This is a genomic window from Providencia sp. PROV200 (assembly GCF_049901995.1).
Taxonomy (GTDB): domain Bacteria; phylum Pseudomonadota; class Gammaproteobacteria; order Enterobacterales; family Enterobacteriaceae; genus Providencia; species Providencia rettgeri_E.
The window spans coordinates 2,934,504-2,958,628 of sequence record NZ_CP096307.1 but is presented as its reverse complement, the minus strand read 5'-3'; the positions used below and the strand labels follow the sequence as shown (position 1 = coordinate 2,958,628).

The 24,125-nt window shown below is 37.9% G+C and carries 21 protein-coding genes and 2 pseudogenes; 15 read left to right on the top strand and 8 right to left on the bottom strand.

Annotation, left to right across the window (positions count from 1 at the left end; translation table 11 throughout):
• Nucleotides 1-2: 2 nt before the first annotated feature.
• Nucleotides 3-524, bottom strand: a complete 522-nt coding sequence (locus tag M1E86_RS13665) for a DciA family protein (RefSeq protein WP_213914491.1) — start codon at nt 522-524, stop codon at nt 3-5.
• Nucleotides 525-599: 75 nt separating this feature from the next.
• Here M1E86_RS13665 and secM point away from each other — a divergent pair, with 75 nt between their 5' ends.
• The 3 genes from secM (at nt 600) to mutT (ending at nt 4,412) form a co-directional block, all read left to right on the top strand.
• Complete coding sequence (secM, locus tag M1E86_RS13660; protein ID WP_125891410.1) at nt 600-1,130, top strand: secA translation cis-regulator SecM; 531 nt, start codon at nt 600-602, stop codon at nt 1,128-1,130.
• Between the two features lie 95 nt (nt 1,131-1,225).
• Nucleotides 1,226-3,937, top strand: a complete 2,712-nt coding sequence (gene secA, locus M1E86_RS13655) for a preprotein translocase subunit SecA (RefSeq protein ID WP_125891409.1) — start codon at nt 1,226-1,228, stop codon at nt 3,935-3,937.
• A 61-nt stretch (nt 3,938-3,998) separates the two neighbouring features.
• Nucleotides 3,999-4,412 carry an 8-oxo-dGTP diphosphatase MutT gene (mutT, locus tag M1E86_RS13650; protein ID WP_213914492.1) on the top strand — a complete coding sequence of 138 codons (414 nt, stop codon included), beginning with the start codon at nt 3,999-4,001 and terminating at the stop codon, nt 4,410-4,412.
• Between the two features lie 71 nt (nt 4,413-4,483).
• On the opposite strand, the gene yacG is transcribed toward mutT, so the two are convergent.
• The 7 genes from yacG to ampD form a co-directional block, all read right to left on the bottom strand.
• Nucleotides 4,484-4,681, bottom strand: a complete 198-nt coding sequence (gene yacG / locus M1E86_RS13645) for a DNA gyrase inhibitor YacG (RefSeq protein WP_125891407.1) — start codon at nt 4,679-4,681, stop codon at nt 4,484-4,486.
• A gap of 16 nt (nt 4,682-4,697) precedes the next feature.
• Entirely contained in the window at nt 4,698-5,456 is a 759-nt protein-coding gene (gene zapD, locus M1E86_RS13640) for a cell division protein ZapD (protein WP_125891406.1), read from the bottom strand.
• Between the two features lie 8 nt (nt 5,457-5,464).
• Nucleotides 5,465-6,070: a dephospho-CoA kinase gene (gene coaE / locus M1E86_RS13635; RefSeq protein ID WP_125891629.1), complete on the bottom strand. Its 606-nt coding sequence runs from the start codon at nt 6,068-6,070 to the stop codon at nt 5,465-5,467.
• A gap of 155 nt (nt 6,071-6,225) precedes the next feature.
• Nucleotides 6,226-7,413: a type II secretion system F family protein gene (locus M1E86_RS13630; RefSeq protein WP_213914493.1), complete on the bottom strand. Its 1,188-nt coding sequence runs from the start codon at nt 7,411-7,413 to the stop codon at nt 6,226-6,228.
• Nucleotide 7,414: 1 nt separating this feature from the next.
• Nucleotides 7,415-8,815: an ATPase, T2SS/T4P/T4SS family gene (locus M1E86_RS13625; RefSeq protein ID WP_213914494.1), complete on the bottom strand. Its 1,401-nt coding sequence runs from the start codon at nt 8,813-8,815 to the stop codon at nt 7,415-7,417.
• Nucleotides 8,816-8,829: 14 nt separating this feature from the next.
• Complete coding sequence (ppdD, locus tag M1E86_RS13620) at nt 8,830-9,255, bottom strand: prepilin peptidase-dependent pilin (protein WP_213914495.1); 426 nt, start codon at nt 9,253-9,255, stop codon at nt 8,830-8,832.
• A gap of 248 nt (nt 9,256-9,503) precedes the next feature.
• Nucleotides 9,504-10,049, bottom strand: coding sequence for a 1,6-anhydro-N-acetylmuramyl-L-alanine amidase AmpD (ampD, locus tag M1E86_RS13615; RefSeq protein ID WP_213914498.1), 546 nt, complete (start codon nt 10,047-10,049; stop codon nt 9,504-9,506).
• Between the two features lie 106 nt (nt 10,050-10,155).
• Here ampD and nadC point away from each other — a divergent pair, with 106 nt between their 5' ends.
• The 12 genes and pseudogenes from nadC to M1E86_RS13555 all read left to right on the top strand — a co-directional run.
• On the top strand, nt 10,156-11,058 hold the full coding sequence (gene nadC / locus M1E86_RS13610) for a carboxylating nicotinate-nucleotide diphosphorylase (RefSeq protein WP_125891403.1): 903 nt from the start codon (nt 10,156-10,158) through the stop codon (nt 11,056-11,058).
• A 739-nt stretch (nt 11,059-11,797) separates the two neighbouring features.
• Nucleotides 11,798-12,568, top strand: coding sequence for a pyruvate dehydrogenase complex transcriptional repressor PdhR (pdhR, locus tag M1E86_RS13605; protein ID WP_004261987.1), 771 nt, complete (start codon nt 11,798-11,800; stop codon nt 12,566-12,568).
• 171 nt (nt 12,569-12,739) lie between these two features.
• On the top strand, nt 12,740-15,406 hold the full coding sequence (gene aceE, locus M1E86_RS13600) for a pyruvate dehydrogenase (acetyl-transferring), homodimeric type (protein WP_125891402.1): 2,667 nt from the start codon (nt 12,740-12,742) through the stop codon (nt 15,404-15,406).
• A gap of 13 nt (nt 15,407-15,419) precedes the next feature.
• Nucleotides 15,420-17,273: a pyruvate dehydrogenase complex dihydrolipoyllysine-residue acetyltransferase gene (gene aceF / locus M1E86_RS13595; RefSeq protein WP_213914496.1), complete on the top strand. Its 1,854-nt coding sequence runs from the start codon at nt 15,420-15,422 to the stop codon at nt 17,271-17,273.
• Between the two features lie 204 nt (nt 17,274-17,477).
• On the top strand, nt 17,478-18,905 hold the full coding sequence (gene lpdA, locus M1E86_RS13590) for a dihydrolipoyl dehydrogenase (RefSeq protein WP_125891400.1): 1,428 nt from the start codon (nt 17,478-17,480) through the stop codon (nt 18,903-18,905).
• A 298-nt stretch (nt 18,906-19,203) separates the two neighbouring features.
• Nucleotides 19,204-20,553: a hypothetical protein gene (locus M1E86_RS13585; RefSeq protein ID WP_248466792.1), complete on the top strand. Its 1,350-nt coding sequence runs from the start codon at nt 19,204-19,206 to the stop codon at nt 20,551-20,553.
• Between the two features lies 1 nt (nt 20,554).
• Nucleotides 20,555-20,809: a hypothetical protein gene (locus M1E86_RS13580; RefSeq protein WP_004265621.1), complete on the top strand. Its 255-nt coding sequence runs from the start codon at nt 20,555-20,557 to the stop codon at nt 20,807-20,809.
• A 124-nt stretch (nt 20,810-20,933) separates the two neighbouring features.
• On the top strand, nt 20,934-21,347 hold the full coding sequence (locus M1E86_RS13575) for a hypothetical protein (RefSeq protein ID WP_213914497.1): 414 nt from the start codon (nt 20,934-20,936) through the stop codon (nt 21,345-21,347).
• 368 nt (nt 21,348-21,715) lie between these two features.
• Nucleotides 21,716-21,787, top strand: a pseudogene (locus tag M1E86_RS13570) (dihydrolipoamide dehydrogenase); the annotation flags it as partial.
• Between the two features lie 323 nt (nt 21,788-22,110).
• Nucleotides 22,111-23,448, top strand: a complete 1,338-nt coding sequence (locus M1E86_RS13565; protein ID WP_248466791.1) for a hypothetical protein — start codon at nt 22,111-22,113, stop codon at nt 23,446-23,448.
• A gap of 16 nt (nt 23,449-23,464) precedes the next feature.
• Nucleotides 23,465-23,788, top strand: a complete 324-nt coding sequence (locus M1E86_RS13560; protein ID WP_125895289.1) for a hypothetical protein — start codon at nt 23,465-23,467, stop codon at nt 23,786-23,788.
• A gap of 101 nt (nt 23,789-23,889) precedes the next feature.
• Nucleotides 23,890-23,961 (top strand): annotated as a pseudogene (locus tag M1E86_RS13555) (dihydrolipoamide dehydrogenase); the annotation flags it as partial.
• Nucleotides 23,962-24,125: the final 164 nt, after the last annotated feature.

The window sequence follows — 24,125 nt, the reverse complement described above, 5'->3', positions numbered from 1 at the left end:
AGCTAGCCTTTTCTGTTGGTTGCACTAGTACTCTCTCCGGCTAGTGCAGCCAGCCGCTCAAACCTTTCTTTTAATCCTTTCGGGCTATTTTCTGCTAATTTCAAAAGTGTTTGCGCTGTTTGAGTGCTTATCTGTCGTTCGTTCATTTTTTGACTTGTTGAAGTTGTTTGCTTAGTTACTGAGCTATTTTGCCTCGATTTTCGCATAAGATCGGGGTTGATTCTGATGTCGATAGAAGATAAAGATGGTAGAATGGACGTTCTTAATGCAGAAAGAAGATTGAGTTTTTCGTAATTAAGTCGGGTCATCCAACTGGCATTTGCCACTTCAATGACCATAATATTATTACGGTAGTTTGCAACACGGCACATGGGTTTAATTTCAGCCGGTAGTAACCCTCTTACAGCCCGATTCAGTTTGATAATCGCTTTTGCATTACGCTGAATAGTTTGTAAAGTGTTCGATGATGTTGCCAATGATCCTTCAAGAACATCAAAAAGTGCTTGTGGATGACTATCTCTCATTTTTAGCTCCAGCTGAGAATGAAACAACGAATTACAAATAATAACTTTGTCACTTATTCATTATATAAGAGTTTGATGGGCATTTTAAATTTTTGGCGACAACTCGGAAGAAAATACTTTTGGTCCCACCTGTTATTAGGTGTGGTTGCCACGGGTGTCGGCTTGCCTACAATTTTAAATGCGTTATCAGAGTCTCAACATACACAGGTTAACTCTTCACCGGTTAATCGGCAAAACCAAGCTGTTACTGCCTTTGACAATTTATTTGCTCAACAGAGTTCCCAACGTTCTTCATCATCATCGTCATCTTATTCAGTAAATTACTGGCAGCAACATGCGGTAAGAAATGTCATTCGGCAGCTGACTTTTGCTTTTTCGGCAACGGAAGACGATGATGTAAACGCTGCAACAGAAGAGACAGAACAGCTTATTGTTCCACAATTGATGTTAGATACGCTGTATGCCATGTTAGCTCAGCGCTCACTTCAGTGGGATGAAAGTGTTATCCAATTTAGTCATTATAACTATCCTCATATTATTGCCTACCAACCTGCAATTTGGATTGCCCAAGTTCACGGTATTCGTGCTGGTCCGTTAACAGCCTAATCATCATTCATGACAAGCCAGCTTATGCTGCGCTGTTTTATGTCATAAAATTTATTAAAATTTAAAACAATTAATTGATTATTAGAGATTAAAACATGTTAACAAAGATTTTAACCAAAGTTTTTGGTAGTCGTAATGACCGCACGCTACGCCGCTTACGTAAAGAAGTTGAAAAAATTAACCGCCTTGAGCCAGACTTCGAAAAATTATCTGATGATGAGCTAAAAGCAAAAACGGTGGAATTTCGTGAGCGCTTAACGAAGGGTGAAAGCTTAGAAAGCATTATTCCTGAAGCATTTGCAACTGTTCGTGAAGCCAGTAAACGTGTATTTGGTATGCGCCACTTTGATGTACAGCTTATCGGTGGGATGGTACTAAATGAACGCTGTATCGCTGAAATGCGTACGGGTGAAGGTAAAACATTAACGGCAACATTACCTGCATACATCAATGCGTTAACCGGTAAAGGTGTTCACGTGGTTACGGTAAACGACTACTTAGCCAAACGTGATGCTGAAAATAACCGTCCATTATTCGAATTCTTAGGTTTAACTGTTGGTATCAACTTACCAGGTATGGCACCACCGGCAAAACGTGAAGCTTATGCAGCCGATATTACATACGGAACTAACAACGAATTTGGTTTCGACTACTTACGTGACAACATGGCATTTAGCCCTGAAGAACGTGTTCAACGTAAACTTCACTATGCATTAGTGGATGAGGTGGACTCAATCCTTATCGATGAAGCACGTACACCGCTGATTATCTCAGGCCCTGCAGAAGACAGCTCTGAACTGTATCAAAAAGTAGATAAACTTATCCCACATCTACAGCGTCAAGAAAAAGAAGATTCAGACACTTTCCAAGGGGAAGGCCACTTTTCTGTTGATGAAAAAGCACGTCAAGTAACCATAACTGAACGTGGGCTGGTATTAATCGAAGAGCTTCTGGTAAAAGAAGGTTTAATGGATGAAGGCGAGTCCCTATATTCACCTTCTAACATTATGTTAATGCACCATGTAATGGCAGGTTTGCGTGCTCACGCATTGTTTACTTTAGACGTTGATTATATTGTAAAAGATGGTCAAATCGTCATTGTTGATGAACATACCGGCCGTACAATGGAAGGGCGTCGTTGGTCAGACGGTTTACACCAAGCGGTTGAAGCGAAAGAAGGGGTTGAAATTCAAAATGAAAACCAAACCTTAGCTTCTATTACTTTCCAGAATTATTTCCGTTTATATGAAAAACTTGCAGGTATGACGGGGACTGCGGATACTGAAGCATTTGAGTTTAGTTCAATTTATAAACTCGATACAATTGTTATCCCAACTAACCGCCCAATGGTACGTAAAGATTTACCTGACCTCGTTTATATGAACGAAGCTGATAAGTTTGCAGCAATTATTGAAGATATTCGCGAAAGAACTGCTAATGGGCAACCCGTTCTTGTTGGTACAATTTCAATCGAAAAATCGGAATTGATTTCGAATGCGTTGAAAAAAGCTAAAATTGCTCATAATGTTTTGAATGCAAAATTCCATGCAATGGAAGCTGACATCATCGCGAATGCGGGCCAAGCTGGAGCTGTAACGATCGCAACTAATATGGCGGGTCGTGGTACAGATATTATGTTAGGCGGTAGCTGGCAAACTGAGGTTGCAGCATTAGAAGAGCCAACTCAAGAGCAAATTGATGAGATCAAAGCAAACTGGAAAGTACGCCATGATGCTGTTTTAGCTGCGGGTGGCTTGCATATTATTGGTACTGAGCGTCATGAGTCACGTCGTATCGATAACCAGTTACGTGGTCGTGCGGGTCGTCAAGGGGATGCAGGTTCATCTCGTTTTTACCTATCGATGGAAGATGCGCTGATGCGTATTTTTGCCTCTGACCGCGTTACTGGAATGATGAAAAAGTTAGGTATGAAACCGGGTGAAGCTATCGAGCACCCATGGGTGACCAAAGCTATCGCTAACGCACAGCGTAAAGTTGAAAGCCGTAACTTTGATATCCGTAAACAATTACTAGAGTATGATGATGTTGCAAGTGATCAGCGTCGTGCAATTTATACTCAGCGTAATGAATTACTGGATGGCGGAGATATCAAAGAAACAGTTGATAGCATTCGTGAGGACGTATTAACCACGACAATGGATGCCTATATTCCACCTCAATCACTTGAAGAAATGTGGGATATTGATGGTTTACATCAGCGCTTAGTCAATGATTTTGACCTCGATTTACCAATCAAAGAGTGGTTAGACAAAGAGCCAGAATTACACGAAGAAACATTACGTGAACGTATTATGGCAAAAGCGATCGAAGTTTATGATCGTAAAGAAGAAATTGTTGGCGCAGAAGCGATGCGTAATTTCGAAAAAGGTGTCATGTTGCAAACATTAGACACGTTATGGAAAGAGCACTTAGCGTCAATGGATTACTTACGCCAAGGTATTCATTTACGTGGTTATGCGCAAAAAGATCCTAAGCAAGAATACAAACGTGAATCTTTCAGCATGTTCGCTAACATGCTTGAAGCCTTGAAATATGAAGTGATTAGTACTTTGTCTAAAGTACAAGTTCGTTTACCTGAAGAGGTTGAAGCATTAGAACAACAGCGTCGCGAAGAAGCGGAGCGTTTAGCGAAAAGGCAACAATTAAGCCATGAAGCCGGTGCTGAATCTTTAATGACTGAAAATGAAGCTAAAATTGCAACTCAAGGTCACAAAATTGGTCGTAATGACCCTTGTCCTTGTGGTTCAGGTAAAAAATACAAGCAATGTCACGGCCGCTTAAACTAGTTCATCATTAACTCCAATATAAAGAAAAGGCGGGGTAACCCGCCTTTTTGACGAAAAAATTATGGAAAAAAAACATTTATATATCGCAGCTGGGATCATTCGTAACTCCCAAAAAAAAATTTTTATTACTAAACGCCCTGAAGGCACGCATATGGCTGGTTTTTGGGAATTTCCTGGTGGAAAGCTTGAAACGAATGAATCCCCTGAAGCAGCATTAGTTCGTGAGCTCGAAGAAGAAGTTGGCATTATAGTGACTAAGAGTGAGTTATTTCATCGTGTTGATCATGAGTTTGATGACCGCTTCATTACACTCTATTTTTTCATAATTTCTTCGTGGGAAAATGAACCTTACGGTAAAGAAGGGCAAGACTCGCGTTGGGTTTGTCAAGATGATCTTATTGCAGATGAGTTCCCACCGGCAAATCGTATCATTGTTGAGTTACTGACGCACAGAAGTGATCCACATAATAGCTGATATCGATATTAAGTGGAAAATACACAATGATATATTTTCCACTTAACTTACCGCTGTCTCGACTTAACGCATTATTTATCTGGTTGCTCGCTCCAATCATCGCTATCAGATATATCACCTTGACTTGCAATTCGTTTTTCTTCACTCGCCCACTCGCCAAGGTCAATGAGTTGACAACGCTTACTACAAAATGGCCGGAAAGGGCTATTTTCATTCCAAACAACGACCTTTTTACATGTAGGGCAATTTACTTCAATGATTTCACTCATAATTATATATCTCTAGCTAGCAACAGGATAACTCAAAATTAATAACATCTGGAAGTATACCATTCTCACTGTCGATATGTAGAAAGCGTAAGGCAAATCGTGTTTTATGACCTGAAATTTGCGGATAAATGAGATACTCAATGGATAATTTGATGCGTAGTAACTCTTTACCTTCGACATTATCTTGATAAAAACCATTATAGGATTCTTTAATTTCAAAGTTTCCACTTTGTCGAATTAATGTAAGAACGGTGTTTAATGCATTTTTCAGTGGGTCGAGGCTTTGTAACCATCCATTGATGGATTTATTTCGTTCGATTTGTGGGATATTCAACCAAAGCTGTAGTGTGGGGAGATCAAAACTACAACAACCACCGGGGATGCTTAAACGTTGACGTACCATACTGATAATTTTATCTGTTCGTAAATGGTGGCCAAAACGTGGGGCTGATATTAGTTTGGAGGTTGTCTCAGATAATTGTTCAAGTAATGTAGAAATTAATTGGTTATCGGCATTAGGGGCTTCGGCCCAACTCGCTAGCTGGCTCCGTTGTTTTTCGAGCTCTTTCATTAGCTCAGAGCGTACCTCTCCTCTATCAAGAATTTCAATTAGCTCTGAAACTGAACGGAAAAAGGCAATACCAGTAGAGTAGGAGGTAATATTACTTAGCTCATAAATTTGAGATAAAAGTGTTTCAAGGCGCAGCCAAGAACGAATTTTTTCATTCATTGGGTATTCATAAGTAATAAAATTTGTTGCAATTAATTCGCCCATTTTAATTCCTATTTTTTTATTTTTGCTAGCGTTAAGTACTGGTTATGAAAAGCAGCAACCTTGTCTGAGAGATCTGTATCATGAGAATGGTTTGTTATTATATCATTGGCATAACTAAGTCGTTTTTCACGGCTAACTTGTGCATTAAGTATATTAGTAACTTGCTCTAAACTGGTCTTATCTCTCTTTAAAGTACGCTGAATTTGCTCTTCAACAGTAACATCAACAACTAATACCCTATCAGCCAAATGATGAATATTATTTTCAATTAATAAAGGGACTACCCACAATAGATAAGGATAATTTACTTGTTGAAATTGTTTTTGTGTTTCTTGTTGGATCAACGGATGAAGCAAATCATTTAGCCATTTTTTTTCATCGGGTTTGGAAAAAATAATTTCTCTTAAACACTGCCTGTTTAGGTCTCCGTTCGGGAGAATAACACCGTTACCAAAGTGACGTTTAATGCTTTCTAAAGCTGGGGTGTTAGGCTCAACAACCTGCCGGGCAATCACATCTGCATCAACTAGAGGAACTCCAAGTTTAGCAAATTCGTTTGCAACAGTTGTTTTACCACTTCCAATACCACCTGTTAAAGCAACTATATAAGGCATATGATTATTCATTTACTCGTTAAAAAAAAATAGATTACACTGAAATAAATCATTTGTCTTCATCCAGAGTAATATTATGGTGAATAGGTTAAAAAACACATTTTCATATAAAATATTTAAGGTTAAATACCATATTGATATCTACATAAAATTATTTATAACTCAGTTATAACATTACCTAAGTTAAATATAGGGAGGTACATTGCTAGCATGATTGTACCTACCAGTATAGCAATAAGAACGAGTAAAATGGGTTCGAGATTTTTTAGGTTACGTTCTGTAATAAAAATATATTGCTCAGAATAATATTTGAATAAATAATTTGAGAAATAGTGTATTTTTCCAGACTCTTCGGCAATAGACATTAGTTGTACAGATAAATCAGGAAAAAATTTGGTTTGCTTCATAGCGTAGGAGAGCAAATCTCCTCTATGAACCGATGTGTGTATATATTTACAGTCTTTCTGATATTGAGGATTGCTGATAGTTTGAATTGTACATTTTAAACATTCAGATAATGACAACCCTACGTTGATAGTTGAATGCATCGTTAAGAAATATAGACTTAAATTATGGAGCTGTAATGATTTTTTGAAAATGGGTAGATGCATGATTATATTTTTTAATAAAACTAATGTTTTTTCCTTGAATTTAAATACTAGAGAGCATGCAAATAATAAAACAATAAATAAATAGAGTGAGTAATCTCGTAGGAGATTAGAGGTAAAAGTTATTATTTTTGTGATGAGAGGTAATTCATGTTGAACATTTTCATAGATGCTCTCAAATTGGGGAACGACATAGAACATCATAATGAGTAACAATACGATTGAAAATAAAGAAAGAATTATTGGGTATCGTATGGACTTGTTAATAAGTAGTGAAACTCTATTATTATGTTCCAAAATTTTGTTGATTGTACTAAAACTCTCCTCATATTGTCCTGTTTTCTCAGCAATGGTAATAATACTTATTAAAGTATCATTAAAAATTAATGGATGTTTTTGTAAGTATTGTGAGAGTTTTTCTCCTTTTTCCATATGAATTATTGAGCTTTCAATAATATCATTCCAAAAGGGAAGTTGGCAGTTAGTATGTAATATTTTTAAACATTGTACAAGATTAATACCTGATGAGGACAATAACGATAATTGATGAAAGAAATGAACTCTATAATTAATATTTTTTTTGTCTAAAGTGAATAATGATTTTAGCTTTATGTGTATAGGAATTAAGTTCCTTTCTGATATGTTAATAAAAGCATGTTTTTTACTTTTCGCTATTAGTGTACTATGCGTTAGTTGATTGTTAGAATCAATTGCGGTATATGAATAAATAAACATACTAATCCACTCCATTTCCAATAATGGAATAGATTTCTTGAATGGTTGTTTCCCCCCTTTCAACAAGATCTATACCAGCATTAAAAAGATTAATAAAATTATCTGGGCTCTCTAATGTATTCTTTGTGAGTATTTCACAAATATTTTTATGGTCGATGTATTCATAGACCGCGGTTCTTCCCATAAAACCAGAAAAACAGAGTTCACAGCCTTTTGAGGACCATTCATTTATTATATGGTTACTGTGTAATTTGGTTTTTTTAGGTATTACTTCTTTGCAGTGAGGGCAAAGTTTTCGTACCAATCGTTGTGCAATGACCATTTTCAGGCAAGACTTTAGTTGGCTATTTTCTATTCCTAGTTGGTTCATTCTCTCTATTGCACTGACTGTACAGTTTGTGTGCAATGTTGACAAAACTAGATGGCCAGTTTGCGCTGCTCTAGCCGCTATTTTGGCTGTTTCTTCATCACGAATTTCACCGATCATAATAACATCTGGATCTTGTCGTAGGAGTGCCCTTAAAATAAAAGAAAAATTAAGTTTATATTTTTCATTGACTTGAGTTTGATTGATTCCTTGTAGTGGAATTTCAATTGGATCCTCAATGGTTGTAATATTTCTTGATGACTGATTTAAATATTCTAAGTAACTATAAAGAGTTACTGTTTTACCGCTTCCAGTGGGTCCTGTAACTAAAATTAGCCCTTGAGGTCGATTTAAATATTCTTTTAATAAATCAAGAAGGGAAGAGCACATCCCTATGTGCTCTAAAGAATATTTTAATTGTGTATTCAAAATACGTAAAACTAATTTTTCACCGTGAATTGTCGGAATACTTGAAAGGCGAATGCTATAATTTTGCCCGTCAAAGTACCAACTCATTTGGCCATCTTGTGGAAGTCTTTTTTCCGCAATATTCATTTTTGCGAGTATTTTTATACGAGCAATAATTTCACTATTAATATCATAAGGTGGAGAAGGGATGAAATATAGCTTTCCATCGACTCGTAACCTAATTTTCAACCCATGCTTAGTCGGTTCAAGATGTATATCAGATGAACGTTTATGAATCGCTGTTTTTAATAATTCATCCACAAAGTTAATCGCAGGGGATGAAGTGTTTAATGGTTCAAGTTCTTTAGGTTGATAATGGGTTTCCTCCTCTTTTATTTCATGTATTGTGTTATTAAAATAATGGTCTATTTTTTCTTTTGGCCAAATGTCGTAACATACGGGGACACTAGCAATGAATTTTAATGTTGCTATTAAATTATCATCTGGCTTTTTAACTACCGCTATCGACAACCTCTTTTGATTATAGTCGATGATTATAATGTAATTTCTATCACATAGACTCTTAAGTTCTTTATAAATGAACTGATCGTTTTTAGCTATATTCATGTAAATTACTCCAATTAAAATACAAAGGTTTTTTCACACAATGACTTTAATTTTATATTGTTTTTGCTTTCACAAACAACAGCCCAATTAAAAGAAGTGTTTGAGGTAGGAAGTGTTGGTGTTAATGTAACTTTTAAGCCTGCTAATGATTTATCTGCGGAAAATGTAATAACACCTGATTTAACTTCTATTTTACTTATATATCTCCCTGTTATGTTGTTAGGGATATCATCATTACCTCCGTTGCATTGTGATAAGCCACTCCGGTTAAAACTACATATTTCCACACTGTTTTTATAAGGGATGACGGTTTGGAGTACATCGGTAATTGCTGCTTTTTGCATATAGCTTTGATAGCCAGGGATCGCAATAGCACTTAAAATTGAAATGATTGCAATGACTACCATAATTTCAATGAGTGAAAATCCTTGTTGATTCATAAATAAAACCTCCGTTGTTAAGTGAGGCTGTATCATAATTAGATTTTTAATTTAAAATTAGAGATTAAAAAAAACAGTGCGAAGCAATTTGTAAATTTTTATTGAAATAGAGATTAGATTGCATTTTTCTTCGAACAGCTTCGCAATAAATAACAAAAATAACATAGAAGATGGGATTTAATGAAGAATTAGGCGAAAATAAACGTATCCATATTACATTGGCGGATAACGTTAATATAATTATTAAACTAATAATTATTTAACTTATTCTTATAGTATGGCCAATCAAAAAATGGACCTGGATCTGTTTTACGGCCAGGGGCAATATCACTGTGACCAGCAATATTATTTTTGATTAGTGGGTATTCAATTATAAGTAAATTAGTTAAATAAGTAAGGGACTGATACTGTTCTTCTGTAAATGCTTCAAAATCAGTACCTTCTAGTTCAATACCAATAGAGAAATCGTTACATTTTTCATGACCTTGATAGGAAGACTGCCCTGCATGCCAAGCTCGTAAATGAAAAGGAACATATTGAATAATTGTACCATCACGGCGTATTAGACAATGAGCTGAAACACGAAGATGTTTGATTTCATTAAAAAATGGATGTTCATCAGGGTTTAAAGTTCCTGTAAATAATTGATTTATATAAGGGCCACCGAATTGACCTGGCGGAAGGCTGATATTATGAATGACAAGAAGAGAAGGTATGGTATTAGTGGGGCGCTCATCATGATGTGGAGAAGGGATATGAGTCACATTATTTAGCCAACCATTGTGTATTTTCATATCGTTATCCATAGTATTCTCTTTTCTTTTTTGTTAACACTCGTTATCTGTAAACGAAAAGATTAGCATATATGAAACGAAGCGAGTGTATATTTTGGAGTTAAAAATGACTATACGGCGATATGATGAACAACAAAGACGCGAAAAACTGTTTGAGCGGTTACAAATTGATATTCCTTTTATGGTCAGTGTTGCTTTGAAAGAGGACTTAGACCAATCTCTTGATTATAAAAAAGATATTACTGGACAGTTATTAAATTCAGATACGCAAGCAAGTGCTCGAATTATTACTCGTGAACAGGGTGTTTTTTGTGGTAAGCAATGGCTAGATGAAGTCTTTCTTCAACTTGGCGGGCAAGTCAACATTGATTGGAAAGTTCAAGATGGCGAAACCGTTACGCCTAACCAAGTTCTCTGTGAGATGCATGGCCCATCACAAATTTTATTAACTGGTGAGCGCACCTCTTTGAATTTCATTCAAACACTTTCTTCTGTTTCAAGTATAACGGCTGAATATGTAAAACAAATCGCAGATACGAGAACTAGGTTACTTGATACGCGAAAAACCATACCAGGCTTAAGAACCGCTTTAAAATATGCGGTATTGATGGGCGGTGGGTTTAATCATCGACTAGGCTTATCCGATGCTTACTTAATAAAAGAAAACCATATTATATCCGCAGGTTCAGTCGAACGAGCTGTTGAATTAGCGCGTAGCGCCCATCCAGATGTCCCAATTGAAATTGAAGTAGAAAGCTTAGATGAGTTATTACGAGCCTTAAAAGCGAATGCTGATATCATTATGTTGGATAATTTTACTCCAGTTATGATGAAAGAAGCGGTAGTGTTAACGGCAGGAAAGGCGGCACTTGAAGTTTCTGGCGATGTCACATTAGAAACGATAAAAGAGTTCGCAGAAACAGGGGTTGATTTTATTTCTGTTGGGGCGCTAACCAAACATATTAAAGCCATGGATTTGTCTATGCGTTTTATTGATAGGGATAGGTAAGTGATCCGGTTAATACACTAAGAGGCCTTAACAGAGCTCATTAACCTTAGTGTTATTGTTGAAATCTTTACATTAGTCACCTATTTACGTTAGTGTGTTAAATAGCTGATTAACACCTCAATCATTCGTTAGCAAATTGTATTTTGGCATTGATTTAACTATTTAACGGGTTACAACGAAACATTTTGTAGCCCCTAACTAATCGAAGCTCGAAACCTTTTCTTATTTTCCTTGTCCACCTATAAATTGAAACATTACAGCGCTATTTTATTTTTGACACTAATTTTATTCTAAGATGATGGAATAAAATTAGTGTTATTCTACCAATAAAATTTGAGTTAAATTTAAAATCACCCATCATTTTAACACTCCATTAACAATGTTGTATTCCGAACGAGTAAGGATTGCAGTTAATGAGTTAATTTGATTTTAAATGCATTTATTTTGATTTTAAATTCATTGTATTGGTCGCTTTAACGTTTCAGTTTTTTGATTTTAGCATAAAAAATCGTTTTTAATGTTAAAATATGTCATGCCAAATTGCATATTTGGTTATCAATTCATGCTAAATTTTAAAAAAATTTGTTAAGATTTGCAGGATTTTATGATTTAGCGCAAGGTCTTTATGGACAGATAGTGAATACTTTGTTACTTTATTAACCCATAAATAAATTGGTATTACCAATTAACACTGGGTAATACGTAATCAATAGTTACTCACTTATGAATATGGCAGATTATGACTTACGGTAAAATTCGCCAACCAAAGTTATCAGATGTAATCGAGCAGCGTCTTGAACATCTTATTTTCGAAGGGACATTACGCCCTGGCGAAAAGCTGCCCCCTGAACGCGAACTAGCAAAGCAGTTTGACGTATCTCGGCCATCAGTGCGTGAAGCAATTCAAACATTAGAGGCGAAAGGCCTTTTATCTCGCCGCCAAGGTGGCGGAACCTTCGTGCAAAAGAAAATGTGGCAAAGCTTTAGCGACCCTTTAGCTCAGCTACTTGAAGGCAATCCTGAATCTCAATTTGATCTCCTTGAAACTCGCCATGCCCTTGAAGGTATTGCCGCTTATTATGCCGCACTTCGTGGTACAGATGAGGATCTTGAACGGATTCGCCAAAGCTATGAATTAATTAAGACAGCGCAAGAAAATGGCGGACTAGAAGCAGAGTCAGACGCGGTATTACAATATCAACTCATCGTGACTGAAGCTGCTCATAATGTCGTTTTATTACATCTTCTGCGTTGTATGATCCCGATGTTAGAACAAAATATTCGTCAGAATTTTGAGTTTTTATATACCCGTAAAGAAATGTATAAAGCAGTTAGTGAACACCGAGCACAGATTTTTGCCGCTATAATGGCAAGAGAACCTGAAAAAGCACGTGAAGCTTCTCATCGTCACTTAGCTTTTATCGAAGATTTACTGTTGGATATTAGCCGAGAGCAAACTCGCAGGGAACGTTCTTTACGTCGGTTACAGCAACATCCTGATTTGAATTAATAATATAGATCCTGACTGCTGCGTCTATATTATTGTGAATACTCTTGTTAAGAGTTAAAGCGGCAACTACATCAGGGCCTATCTTCCTGCTGTTTTATAGCAACTGGGAAAATAGCAGGAAGATAGGCTCCACATAAACATATAAAATAGATAACAGATAAGGAATACACCATGTCAGATATGTTAAAAAATGACGTGGATCCGATTGAAACTCGCGACTGGCTACAGGCGATTGAATCGGTCATCCGTGAAGAAGGTGTTGATCGTGCTCAGTTTATTATCGAACAGGTATTAAGCGAAGCACGTAAAGGCGGTGTTAATATTGCCGCTGGTGCATCTGGTCATTCTGATTACATCAACACAATTGCTGTTGAAGATGAGCCGGCATACCCTGGTAACATGGATTTAGAGCGCCGTATTCGCTCTGCAATTCGTTGGAACGCAGTGATGACAGTTTTACGCGCTTCCAAAAAAGACTTAGAGCTGGGTGGCCACATGGCTTCTTTCCAGTCATCAGCAACTTTATATGAAGTGTGCTTTAACCACTTCTTCCGTGCGCATAATAACAATGACGGCGGGGACTTAGTCTTCTTCCAAGGCCACATCTCTCCGGGTATTTACGCACGTGCGTTCTTGGAAGGCCGCTTAACTGAAGAGCAAATGAACAACTTCCGTCAAGAAATTGGTGGAAATGGTCTGTCTTCTTATCCACACCCTAAATTAATGCCTGATTTCTGGCAGTTCCCTACGGTATCAATGGGTCTGGGTCCAATTAATGCTATCTATCAAGCGAAATTCCTGAAATACCTTGATAACCGCGGACTGAAAGATACATCAGCTCAGCGCGTATATGCATTCCTTGGTGATGGTGAGATGGATGAGCCAGAGTCTAAAGGTGCAATTACTATCGCAACTCGCGATAAATTAGATAACTTAGTGTTTGTTATCAACTGTAACCTGCAGCGCTTAGATGGCCCAGTTACAGGTAATGGTAAAATTGTTAATGAACTAGAAGGTATCTTTAATGGTGCTGGCTGGCAAGTTATCAAAGTTATGTGGGGCGACCGTTGGGATGAATTACTGCGTAAAGATACGAGCGGTAAACTTGTTCAACTGATGAACGAAACCCTAGATGGCGACTACCAAACCTTTAAATCACGTGACGGTGCATACGTTCGTGAACACTTCTTTAATCGTTACCCAGAAACTGCAGCATTAGTTAAAGATATGACTGATGATGAAATTTGGGCACTGAACCGTGGTGGTCACGATCCGAAGAAAGTGTATGCTGCGTTCAAAAAAGCACAAGAAACTAAAGGTAAACCAACTGTTATTTTAGCGCAAACCATCAAAGGTTATGGTATGGGCGAAACAGCAGAAGGTAAAAACATTGCTCACCAAGTGAAGAAAATGAACATGGATGGCGTTCGTCATTTCCGTGATCAATTCAATGTACCTGTTGCTGATGAGCAAATTGAAAACCTGCCATACATTACGTTTGAAAAAGATTCCGAAGAGTACAAATATCTGCATGAGCGCCGTCAAGCGTTAGGTGGTTATTTGCCAGCGCGTCGTTCAACCTTTGATGAAAAATTGGATATCCCTGCTCTGGCAGATTTTAGCCAATTATTGGAAGAACAATCTAAAGAAATTTCAACAACTATCGCGTTCGTTCGTGCGTTGAACGTTATGTTGAAAAACAAATCGATCAAAGAGCGTTTAGTACCAATCATCGCTGATGAAGCGCGTACATTTGGTATGGAAGGTCTATTCCGTCAAATCGGAATCTATAGCCCTAAAGGCCAGCAATATACTCCGCAAGACCGTGAGCAAGTTGCTTACTATAAAGAAGACTCGAAAGGTCAAATTCTGCAAGAAGGTATCAATGAGCTGGGAGCGGGTTCTTCTTGGTTAGCGGCTGCGACATCATACAGCACTAACAACTTGCCGATGATCCCATTCTATATCTACTACTCAATGTTTGGTTTCCAACGTATTGGCGACTTGATGTGGGCAGCAGGTGACCAACAAGCTCGCGGTTTCTTAATCGGTGGTACTTCAGGTCGTACAACACTGAATGGTGAAGGTCTACAGCATGAAGATGGTCATAGCCATATTCAATCACTGACTATTCCTAACTGTATTTCTTATGACCCAGCTTTCGCTTACGAAGTTGCGGTGATCATGCAAGACGGTTTAGAGCGTATGTATGGTGAGAAACAAGAAAACGTTTACTATTACATCACGACGCTAAATGAAAACTACCACATGCCAGCAATGCCTGAAGGCGTAGAAGAAGGTATCCGTAAAGGTATCTATAAACTGGCTTCTGTTGAAGGTAGCAAAGGTAAAGTTCAGCTGTTAGGTTCAGGTTCGATGATGCGCCACGTGCGTGAAGCCGCTGATATCTTGTCTGCTGAGTATGGAATTGGTTCTGATGTCTATAGCGTGACTTCATTCACTGAATTGGCACGTGATGGCCAAGATTGTGAGCGTTGGAACATGCTGCACCCATCTGAAGCACCACGTGTTCCATACATTGCACAAGTGATGAACGATGCACCTGCAGTCGCATCAACTGACTACATGAAACTGTTTGCAGAACAAGTTCGTACTTATATTCCAGCAAGTGATTACCGTGTTCTGGGTACAGACGGTTTCGGTCGTTCAGACAGTCGTGAAAACCTGCGTCACCACTTTGAAGTGGATACATCCTATGTGATCGTTGCAGCGTTAGGTGAATTAGCTAAACGTGGTGAGATTGATGTAAAAGTCGTTGAAGAAGCGATTAAAAAATACAACATCAACCCAGATAAAGTTAACCCACGTTTGGCATAAGAGGTAAAAATCAATGTCTATTGAAATCCAAGTGCCTGATATCGGTGCTGATGAAGTTGAAGTCACCGAAGTGATGGTTAAAGTTGGCGACAAAGTAGAAGCTGAGCAATCTCTCATTACCGTTGAAGGTGATAAGGCTTCTATGGAAGTCCCATCTCCACAAGCGGGTGTGGTAAAAGAAATTAAAATTGCTGTTGGCGATAAAGTGACAACAGGCAAGTTAATCATGGTATTCGAAGCAGAGGCGGGTGCCGCAGCGCCTGCTCCTGCAGAAGCCCCTGCGGCTCCAGCGGCAGCGCCAAGCGCAGCAGTATCGAAAGATGTTGCTGTACCAGATATCGGTGGCGATGAAGTTGAAGTGACTGAAATCATGGTTAAAGTCGGTGACAAAGTAGAAGCTGAGCAATCTTTAATTACTGTTGAAGGTGATAAAGCCTCAATGGAAGTTCCTGCGCCATTTGCTGGAACAGTTAAAGAAATCAAAATTGCAACTGGCGATAAAGTGAAAACTGGCTCGCTGATCATGGTATTTGAAGTGGCTGGCGCGGCACCTGCTGCGGCTCCAGTAGCACAAGCAGCAGCACCAGCGGCTCCAACAGCTTCTGCAATTAAAGATGTTAATGTTCCAGACATCGGCGGCGATGAAGTTGAAGTCACTGAAGTGATGGTCAAGGTGGGTGATACTGTTTCCGCTGAGCAATCAATCATTACGGTTGAAGGCGACAAAGCCTCAATGGAAGTTCCTGCACCATTCGCGGGAACCGTTAAAGAAATTAAGATTGCGACTGGCGATAAAGTGAAAACTGGCTCGCTGATCATGACCTTTGAAGTGGCAGGTGCAGCTCCAGCAGCGGCTCCAGCAGCTCAACCGTCTGCCCCAGCTCCAGCTCCTGCTCCTGCAGCGCCAGCGAAAGCAACTGACAGCAAAACTGAATTTGTTGAAAATGATGCATATATTCACGCAACACCGGTTATTCGCCGCTTAGCACGTGAATTTGGTGTTAACTTAGCGAAAGTTAAAGGTACAGGTCGTAAAGGCCGTATCCTGCGTGAAGACGTTCAAGCTTACGTGAAAGATGCCGTAAAACGTGCGGAAGCTCCAGCGGCTGCGGGTGGCGGTTTGCCAGGTATGCTGCCATGGCCGAAAGTGGACTACAGCAAATTCGGTGAAGTTGAAGAAGTTGAACTGGGTCGTATCCAAAAAATCTCTGGTGCTAACCTGAGCCGTAACTGGGTAATGATCCCGCACGTTACGCTGATGGAAGAAGTGGATACCACTGAAGTTGAAGAATTCCGTAAGCAACAAAATAAAGAAGCTGAAAAGAAAAAACTGGATGTGAAAATCACACCTTTAGTTTTTGTCATGAAAGCGGTTGCACGTGCTCTGGAAGAAATGCCACGCTTTAATAGCTCTATTTCTGAAGATGCACAGCGTCTGTTCCTGAAAAAATATATCAACATCGGTATTGCGGTAGATACGCCAAATGGCTTAGTTGTTCCAGTCTTCAAAGACGTTAACAAAAAAGGCATTTTAGAGTTATCTCGCGAGCTGATGGAAGTTTCTAAGAAAGCGCGTGCAGGTAAACTGACTGCGTCTGATATGCAAGGTGGCTGCTTCACGATTTCCAGCTTGGGTGGTATCGGAACTACCGGTTTTGCACCTATCGTGAATGCACCAGAAGTTGCAATTATGGGGCTGTCACGTTCTTCAATGAAACCTGTTTGGAATGGTAGCGAATTTGTTCCTCGCCTGATCCTGCCAATGTCACTGTCCTTTGACCACCGTGTTATCGATGGTGCTGATGGAGCTCGCTTCATCACTCTAGTAGGGCAATTAATGAGCGACATTCGCCGTTTAGTGATGTAAATAATAAGACCGGCGAATGAGCCGGTCTGTTTTATTTAGGCTGAGGCAGAATTTTTTGCTGCTGCTACGAAAGGTTGGGAGTTACATCACGAAATGAGCCTTTTCAGGGTGTTAACAATTCTGTAAACTGCTCTCGGTGTGTACTTTTCCAGTGGAAGATCGTTTATTCAGCAGTACCGCTGGACAAAACAAAAAGAGGTCATGATGAGTACTGAAATTAAAGCCCAAGTCGTTGTGCTTGGTGCAGGCCCTGCAGGCTATTCTGCGGCTTTCCGTTGCGCTGACTTAGGTTTAGAAACTGTTTTAGTAGAACGTTATTCAACCCTTGGTGGTGTTTGTTTAAACGTTGGTTGTATCCCTTCTAAAGCTTTACTCCATGTTGCAAAAGTGATCGAAGAAGCAAAAGCTTTAGCAGAACACGGTATCGTTTTTGGTGAGCCAAAAACTGACATTTCCAAAGTTCGCTTATGGAAAGAAAAAGTGATTAATCAGCTGACGGGTGGTCTAGCTGGTATGGCAAAAGGCCGTAAAGTTAACGTAGTTAACGGCTTCGGTAAATTCACAGGTGCCAACACGCTGGTTGTTGAAGGTGAAAACGGTAGCACAACTATCAATTTCGATAATGCAATCATTGCTGCGGGTTCCCGTCCAATTCAATTACCATTCATTCCACATGAAGACCCACGTATTTGGGACTCAACCGATGCATTAGAACTGACTGAAGTTCCTGAGCGTCTGCTGGTTATGGGTGGGGGGATCATCGGTTTAGAAATGGGAACTGTGTATCATGCACTGGGTTCTCAAATCGATGTAGTTGAAATGTTTGACCAAGTCATCCCAGCGGCTGACAAAGATGTGGTTAAAGTATTCACCAAACAAATCAGTAAAAAATTCAACCTACTGTTAGAAACTAAAGTCACAGCTGTTGAAGCGAAAGAAGACGGTATCTACGTTTCTATGGAAGGTAAAAAAGCTTCCGCAGAACCACAACGTTACGATGCTGTATTAGTGGCAATCGGCCGTGTTCCTAATGGTAAAAACTTGGATGCAGGCAAAGCTGGCGTTGAAGTTGATGACCGTGGCTTTATCCATGTCGATAAGCAAATGCGCACTAATGTTCCGCACATCTTTGCAATCGGTGATATCGTTGGTCAACCAATGTTGGCTCACAAAGGTGTTCACGAAGGTCACGTTGCCGCAGAGGTTATCTCTGGTCTGAAACATTACTTTGACCCGAAAGTTATTCCATCCATCGCTTATACTGAGCCAGAAGTTGCATGGGTTGGTTTAACTGAGAAAGAAGCGAAAGAACAAAATATCAGCTATGAAGTTGCGACTTTCCCATGGGCTGCATCAGGCCGTGCAATTGCATCTGACTGTGCTGAAGGTATGACTAAACTGATTTTCGATAAACAATCTAACCGTGTTATCGGTGGGGCTGTTGTCGGTGTGAACGGTGGTGAATTACTGGGTGAAATCGGCCTAGCAATTGAAATGGGTTGTGATGCTGAAGACTTAGCATTAACTATCCATGCTCACCCAACACTGTATGAATCAATCGGTATGGCTGCTGAAATTTACGAAGGTAGCATTACTGATTTACCAAACGCAAAAGCGAAAAAGAAAAAATAATTTTCTTTAATCGCACAGATAAACAGTATCTCTAGTATGCTGTTTATCACCAAAGCGAATTGAAGCCAATGTGGAAACACGTTGGCTTTTTTTGTATTTATCTAAAAATAAAGACAAAGTTTTATTTAATTCATTAATGCTTGTTTTTAATAACTAACTAAGAAATTTAGTATCTTTGATATGATTATTTAATTCAGTATTTTTATATTATTTGAATGATACTGTTTAGTTGACTATAAAAATATTAAATTTTATTTTCCTTATTGTGATATTTAAATGCTAATAAGGAAATTAGATTATGACAAATATGAGTCATGTGGATTCAATGACTGTAATAGGAACTCGATTACCTGTTGAGAATAATACCGCTTTATATTTCGGTGATGGATATTATGATGGATATAATAGTTATCTTGAAAGTTATAGACATGAAGTTTCACCTGAATGGTATCACGCTCTAAATGATTTTATGGATTACATGTCATATTGTGAATATATGGCTACTCCTATAGATATTGAGTCTTTATTAGATAAAAATGGAAAGGTTGATTTATCATCAAAAGAAAATATTGAGACTAAAAAGGAAATAATTAAAGAGCATATCGAGAAACAAAAATTATTTTTGGAAAAAGTTGAAGGATTTAATGAATGGAAATTTTTAAATAATCCAGAGAAATACCCTTTTGTACAAGAGATAATGATATCTGGCAGATTAATCAGCAAAGAGTATAAAACCTCAGCTGAGCTAGATAGCTTTTTAATTGGGTATAATGAGAATACCTATCTAGACAGTTTGAATGACAATTATAAATATGGAGATGGAGATGAAGAGATACTTGATAAGTCGGCAAGAGAAAGTATTACTTCTGTTAAATATTTACATAGCAGATTAATTAATGCCATTGATGTTAATACAGAGAATTTGAATAAACTCAACTTTACTCAAAGTAGTATATTTGCTATTCCGTCTCCGAATGTTCCTACATTACCTCATGGTGTTGGTTCAAATTCACAAGTAACACAAACAGCAGATAGCAGTATTGCAAAAGGTATCGAAAAGGCATTAGGTAATATTCGTGATGGTCTAGCGGAAACGTTTGATTGTACTTTCGGACTGAGTTGCTCAAATGATTTAGATAAAGCAGCAAAAAATCCAAATGTTGGGAAACCTCATACTGGTGGCGACCAAATCCCTGAGCAAGGCCGGACGGATACAAGCGGAAACCAAATACCCGAACAAGGAAAAATTGATACGGGTGGAAACCAGCTTCCAGAACCGATCGAAAAACTGCCTGGAACATCTATTCCTGATACTCTATCTTTAGATAACCTCGCCTATTTAAACAAGATTACACAAGGTGAACATGCGGGAATCAGAAATAAAGAGGGGCGTCCAGTCAGTTCAGTCATTAATGATGTTCAAAAATCGAGGCCTTCAGATATCTTAATACAAGATGATGGTCGTTGGGTTGTAAAAGGTAATGACGGAAGAATACATCTAATTGAGCCTGATGGAGAAGTGGTCTCGTCATTTAAAAATAGTGATAGAAATACGGCTCAACGTACTAGAGATGGGCGATGGAATAGACCTAGTAATGAAAAACTAGATGAATTTAAAGAAAAATTTTCTGATTATGTGAGGTGGTAGGATGGATATACTAAAAATTAATTACATACCAGAAGCGGATGTAACTTTATTTGATATTCGTTTATCTGAATCGGAAGTTGTAATTTATACAGATTGCTTAAATTACGTTTTAACTCATTTATCTGATGAGCAAATATATGAAAAAACGGAATGTTCAAATAAACAAGAGTTATCACATTACTTGACAGATCTAAAAAATTTAATGAAATCAATGGAACATAGAAAATACCTTCCTGATAGGTACAAAGATCTATAAAAAATAATGGCATAGTGGCTATTTAAAGAGCCACTATGCCAACAAATTTTAGTCTCTTACCTTAATCATTTTACTCGCTCTCAGCCAACCGGATGATCAACTGTCCGGCTTGGTGAGTGAGGGTATGTGGTTACTCACCTTAAACCCAAACTCACTCAATCACTTGCCGCTTAACATGAGTTGTGGGCTGGGGTTTGGTTTACCTCGGTTGGGGGGAACCCATTGTATACTTTCTGGTTTTGACCACTGCTTCTTTAGTACACTACAATCGTGCTTATCCTCAGCTGTGAGAGCATGGGACAAACATGCAGCTAGACCCAGTGGCGTTTTTGAACCCTTAAATGGTAATCCAGCGCAAAAAAATGCTGCTGCCGAAAATTTTATCCGAGAAATCTTTAAAGATCCTAAAGTAGTTCGAAACGATTTAGGTGGTGGTGCATTTGAATATCGTTTGCCTAGTGGAAAAGGCGTTAGATATAATTATAATGCAGATGGCTCATTTAATACTGTGCTAGACCCAAAGAAGGCAATAAAATGAAAGATAATAAATTAGAACTATTTTTTTCAAGTCCAATGGAATATGAGAATCTAACGTTAGAGGTTCAATTAAATTGGGAGCGGGTTGCAGAAATTAATTAAGATAAAGGTGTAGATAATTTAGAAATTGAACTATTTGGTTCAGATTTATCCCACGGTTTTACAGCTAAAATGCCTTTAGATGATCTAATTTCAATATTGATTGAAGCCAGAGATACATTAAAGAAACAATGAATTTTTACTGAATGAGTAAAAATCCTTGCTCTACACTGGGATCTGAATTAACGATCTTACTCGCTGTCAGCTAACGGGATGATTAGCTGTCTGGTTTGGAACGTGTGTGGGTAGTGGCTACCTTAGGTAATATTCGGTATGGCTGCTGAGATTTACGAAGGTAGCATTACTGATTTACCAAACGCAAAAGCGAAAAAGAAAAAATAATTTTCTTTAATCGCATAGATAAACAGTATCTCTAGTATGCTGTTTATCACCAAAGCGAATTGAAGCCAATGTGGAAACGCGTTGGCTTTTTTTGTTTTTGTAAATATAAACAGTTAGTCGCGTGTTCTTATTCAATTGTTAATTAAAGTCGATATTGATTATTTTATAAGTAATACGTAGTTAATTTTAAATAACCGAATATTTCTTATTAAGAACGGTTAGTTGACTATAAAAATATTAAATTCTAATTTTTTTATTCTATTTTATAACTGATAAGGAAGTTAGTTTATGAATGATGTGACACACCTAGGTACAATAACTGTATGGGGAAACAATCCAAGAGAGCATTCAATGATTATTTTAATAATTATGATAATGCCCATGAAGATATTGATTTAACTGGGAGGTATGAAAAATTAAAATGTATTTTACATGAAAATCTTTATGATAATATAAAAATAGCTGATATCCATGATGATGTTAATAATCACAAAGTCGACATTTTTAAAAATCCTTCGATTAAAATTAAGGATAATTTAAAATCTAAACAAACATTAATTGAAAATGATTTAATTATATTGAGAAAGGATATTGCGGAGATTGAAAAATCGCCTGGCTGGAAATTTATCATTGATCCGCAAAAGTACCCTTGTACATATAAATGGAATTTTCAATCTTCAGACTCCTCACAATTAAAGATTTCAGCAACCTTTAAATTTCGCACAATTGAAGATAGAGACAGGCTCCTCGCAGATGATTTTGACGATAATATACCGGGTATACCGAGATTTCCTTTTGATAATATAGATCTATATATAGATGCGGTTAATAAGCGAGCTGACCGTGATGCTAGAAATCAATTGCTCGAAATTAAGAGACAACATAAAAGTACTACGGATAAAATTCAGTTTAATGTAAATGAATTAAATAAGCTGAAAATAGCCCAAAGTAGCATGTTTGCTATCCCCTTTCCGAATGTTCCTGCATTACCTCATGGCGTTAGTTCAAATTCACAAGCCACACAAACGGCAAATAGCAACATTGCAAAAGGCATCGAAAATACATTAGGCGCTGTTCGTGATGGTCTAGCGGAAACGTTTGATTGTACTTTCGGACTGAGTTGCTCAAATGATATAGATAAAGCAGCAAATAATTCAAATGTTGAGAAATTTCATACTGGTGGCGACCAAATACCTGAGCAAGGCCGGACGGATACAAGCGGAAACCAAATACCCGAACAAGGAAAAATTGATACGGGTGGCAACCAGATACCTGAGCAAGAGCGGACGGATACTGGCGGAGATCAAATACCTGAACATATAGATAATACGTATATAACCCCACTGCCTAATCAGATTACAGTCGAAGATATTGCCTATTTATCTGAAAACAAAAATAATATTAAAAATAAATGGCATCAGGGTAGTTTTAACTCTCCTGACGAATCATTACAGAAGCATTATGAAAAACATGGAAAAGAAGTTGGAGCGGGTAGTATTGAGCAGTACAGAAACAAAGCTGAAGAATTTGTCAAAAACTTAAAAGGTGCTAGAACAGTGAAAGTAAGAGGTGCGACTGATAATGTGACTCGTTATTATAAAAACGGGAAATATTTAGATAGAACGTCCGAAGGAAAGATAATATCTTTTGGAAAACAATAATATAGAGGGATATGCTATGTGGCATGATTTAAGTATTACAAAAGTGAGCTGTATAGAGAAAACAGTTGCTGAATTCACAGTTACTATGATCCCTATTTTGCCTTATGCCAAAATGAAGATAAAAATTTATGAGGATCAGTCGGGTTTTTTTACAGGTATGACGGATTTAGCAATAAAAAGAAAATTTGATGGTTGCCCCGAGTGCGCCATTGGACGTGGAAGTACCATTGAGAAAGCGTTAGAAGATACTATCCTCTATTTTAAAGAAATGTTGAGTCAAGATGGTTTTACTGAATTAACCGAAGATGACATTAGCTACGCAGAGTGGTCTGATTTTTAAAAGTTAAAAGATCCCAGTTCTGTACTGGGATCTCAGCTAACGGGATGATTAGCTGCCTGATTTGGAACGTGTGTGGGTAGTGGCTACCTTAGGCAATATTCGGTATGGCTGCTGAAATTTACGAAGGTAGCATTACTGATTTACCAAACGCAAAAGCGAAAAAGAAAAAATAATTTTCTTTAATCGCATAGATAAACAGTATCTCTAGTATGCTGTTTATCACCAAAGCGAATTGAAGCCAATGTGGAAACACGTTGGCTTTTTTTGTTTTTGTAAATATAAACAGTCAGTCGCGTGTTCTTATTCAATTGTTAATTAAAGTCGATATTGATTATTT

Excerpts from the sequence above, each read along its gene's own strand:
- M1E86_RS13665 (WP_213914491.1), bottom strand. The coding sequence starts at position 524 with ATGAGAGATAGTCATCCACAAGCACTTTTTGATGTTCTTGAAGGATCA.
- secM (WP_125891410.1), top strand. The coding sequence starts at position 600 with ATGGGCATTTTAAATTTTTGGCGACAACTCGGAAGAAAATACTTTTGG.
- secA (WP_125891409.1), top strand. The coding sequence starts at position 1,226 with ATGTTAACAAAGATTTTAACCAAAGTTTTTGGTAGTCGTAATGACCGC.
- mutT (WP_213914492.1), top strand. The coding sequence starts at position 3,999 with ATGGAAAAAAAACATTTATATATCGCAGCTGGGATCATTCGTAACTCC.
- yacG (WP_125891407.1), bottom strand. The coding sequence starts at position 4,681 with ATGAGTGAAATCATTGAAGTAAATTGCCCTACATGTAAAAAGGTCGTT.
- zapD (WP_125891406.1), bottom strand. The coding sequence starts at position 5,456 with ATGGGCGAATTAATTGCAACAAATTTTATTACTTATGAATACCCAATG.
- coaE (WP_125891629.1), bottom strand. The coding sequence starts at position 6,070 with ATGCCTTATATAGTTGCTTTAACAGGTGGTATTGGAAGTGGTAAAACA.
- M1E86_RS13630 (WP_213914493.1), bottom strand. The coding sequence starts at position 7,413 with ATGTTTATTTATTCATATACCGCAATTGATTCTAACAATCAACTAACG.
- M1E86_RS13625 (WP_213914494.1), bottom strand. The coding sequence starts at position 8,815 with ATGAATATAGCTAAAAACGATCAGTTCATTTATAAAGAACTTAAGAGT.
- ppdD (WP_213914495.1), bottom strand. The coding sequence starts at position 9,255 with ATGAATCAACAAGGATTTTCACTCATTGAAATTATGGTAGTCATTGCA.
- ampD (WP_213914498.1), bottom strand. The coding sequence starts at position 10,049 with ATGAAAATACACAATGGTTGGCTAAATAATGTGACTCATATCCCTTCT.
- nadC (WP_125891403.1), top strand. The coding sequence starts at position 10,156 with ATGACTATACGGCGATATGATGAACAACAAAGACGCGAAAAACTGTTT.
- pdhR (WP_004261987.1), top strand. The coding sequence starts at position 11,798 with ATGACTTACGGTAAAATTCGCCAACCAAAGTTATCAGATGTAATCGAG.
- aceE (WP_125891402.1), top strand. The coding sequence starts at position 12,740 with ATGTCAGATATGTTAAAAAATGACGTGGATCCGATTGAAACTCGCGAC.
- aceF (WP_213914496.1), top strand. The coding sequence starts at position 15,420 with ATGTCTATTGAAATCCAAGTGCCTGATATCGGTGCTGATGAAGTTGAA.
- lpdA (WP_125891400.1), top strand. The coding sequence starts at position 17,478 with ATGAGTACTGAAATTAAAGCCCAAGTCGTTGTGCTTGGTGCAGGCCCT.
- M1E86_RS13585 (WP_248466792.1), top strand. The coding sequence starts at position 19,204 with ATGACAAATATGAGTCATGTGGATTCAATGACTGTAATAGGAACTCGA.
- M1E86_RS13580 (WP_004265621.1), top strand. The coding sequence starts at position 20,555 with ATGGATATACTAAAAATTAATTACATACCAGAAGCGGATGTAACTTTA.
- M1E86_RS13575 (WP_213914497.1), top strand. The coding sequence starts at position 20,934 with ATGTGGTTACTCACCTTAAACCCAAACTCACTCAATCACTTGCCGCTT.
- M1E86_RS13565 (WP_248466791.1), top strand. The coding sequence starts at position 22,111 with ATGGGGAAACAATCCAAGAGAGCATTCAATGATTATTTTAATAATTAT.
- M1E86_RS13560 (WP_125895289.1), top strand. The coding sequence starts at position 23,465 with ATGTGGCATGATTTAAGTATTACAAAAGTGAGCTGTATAGAGAAAACA.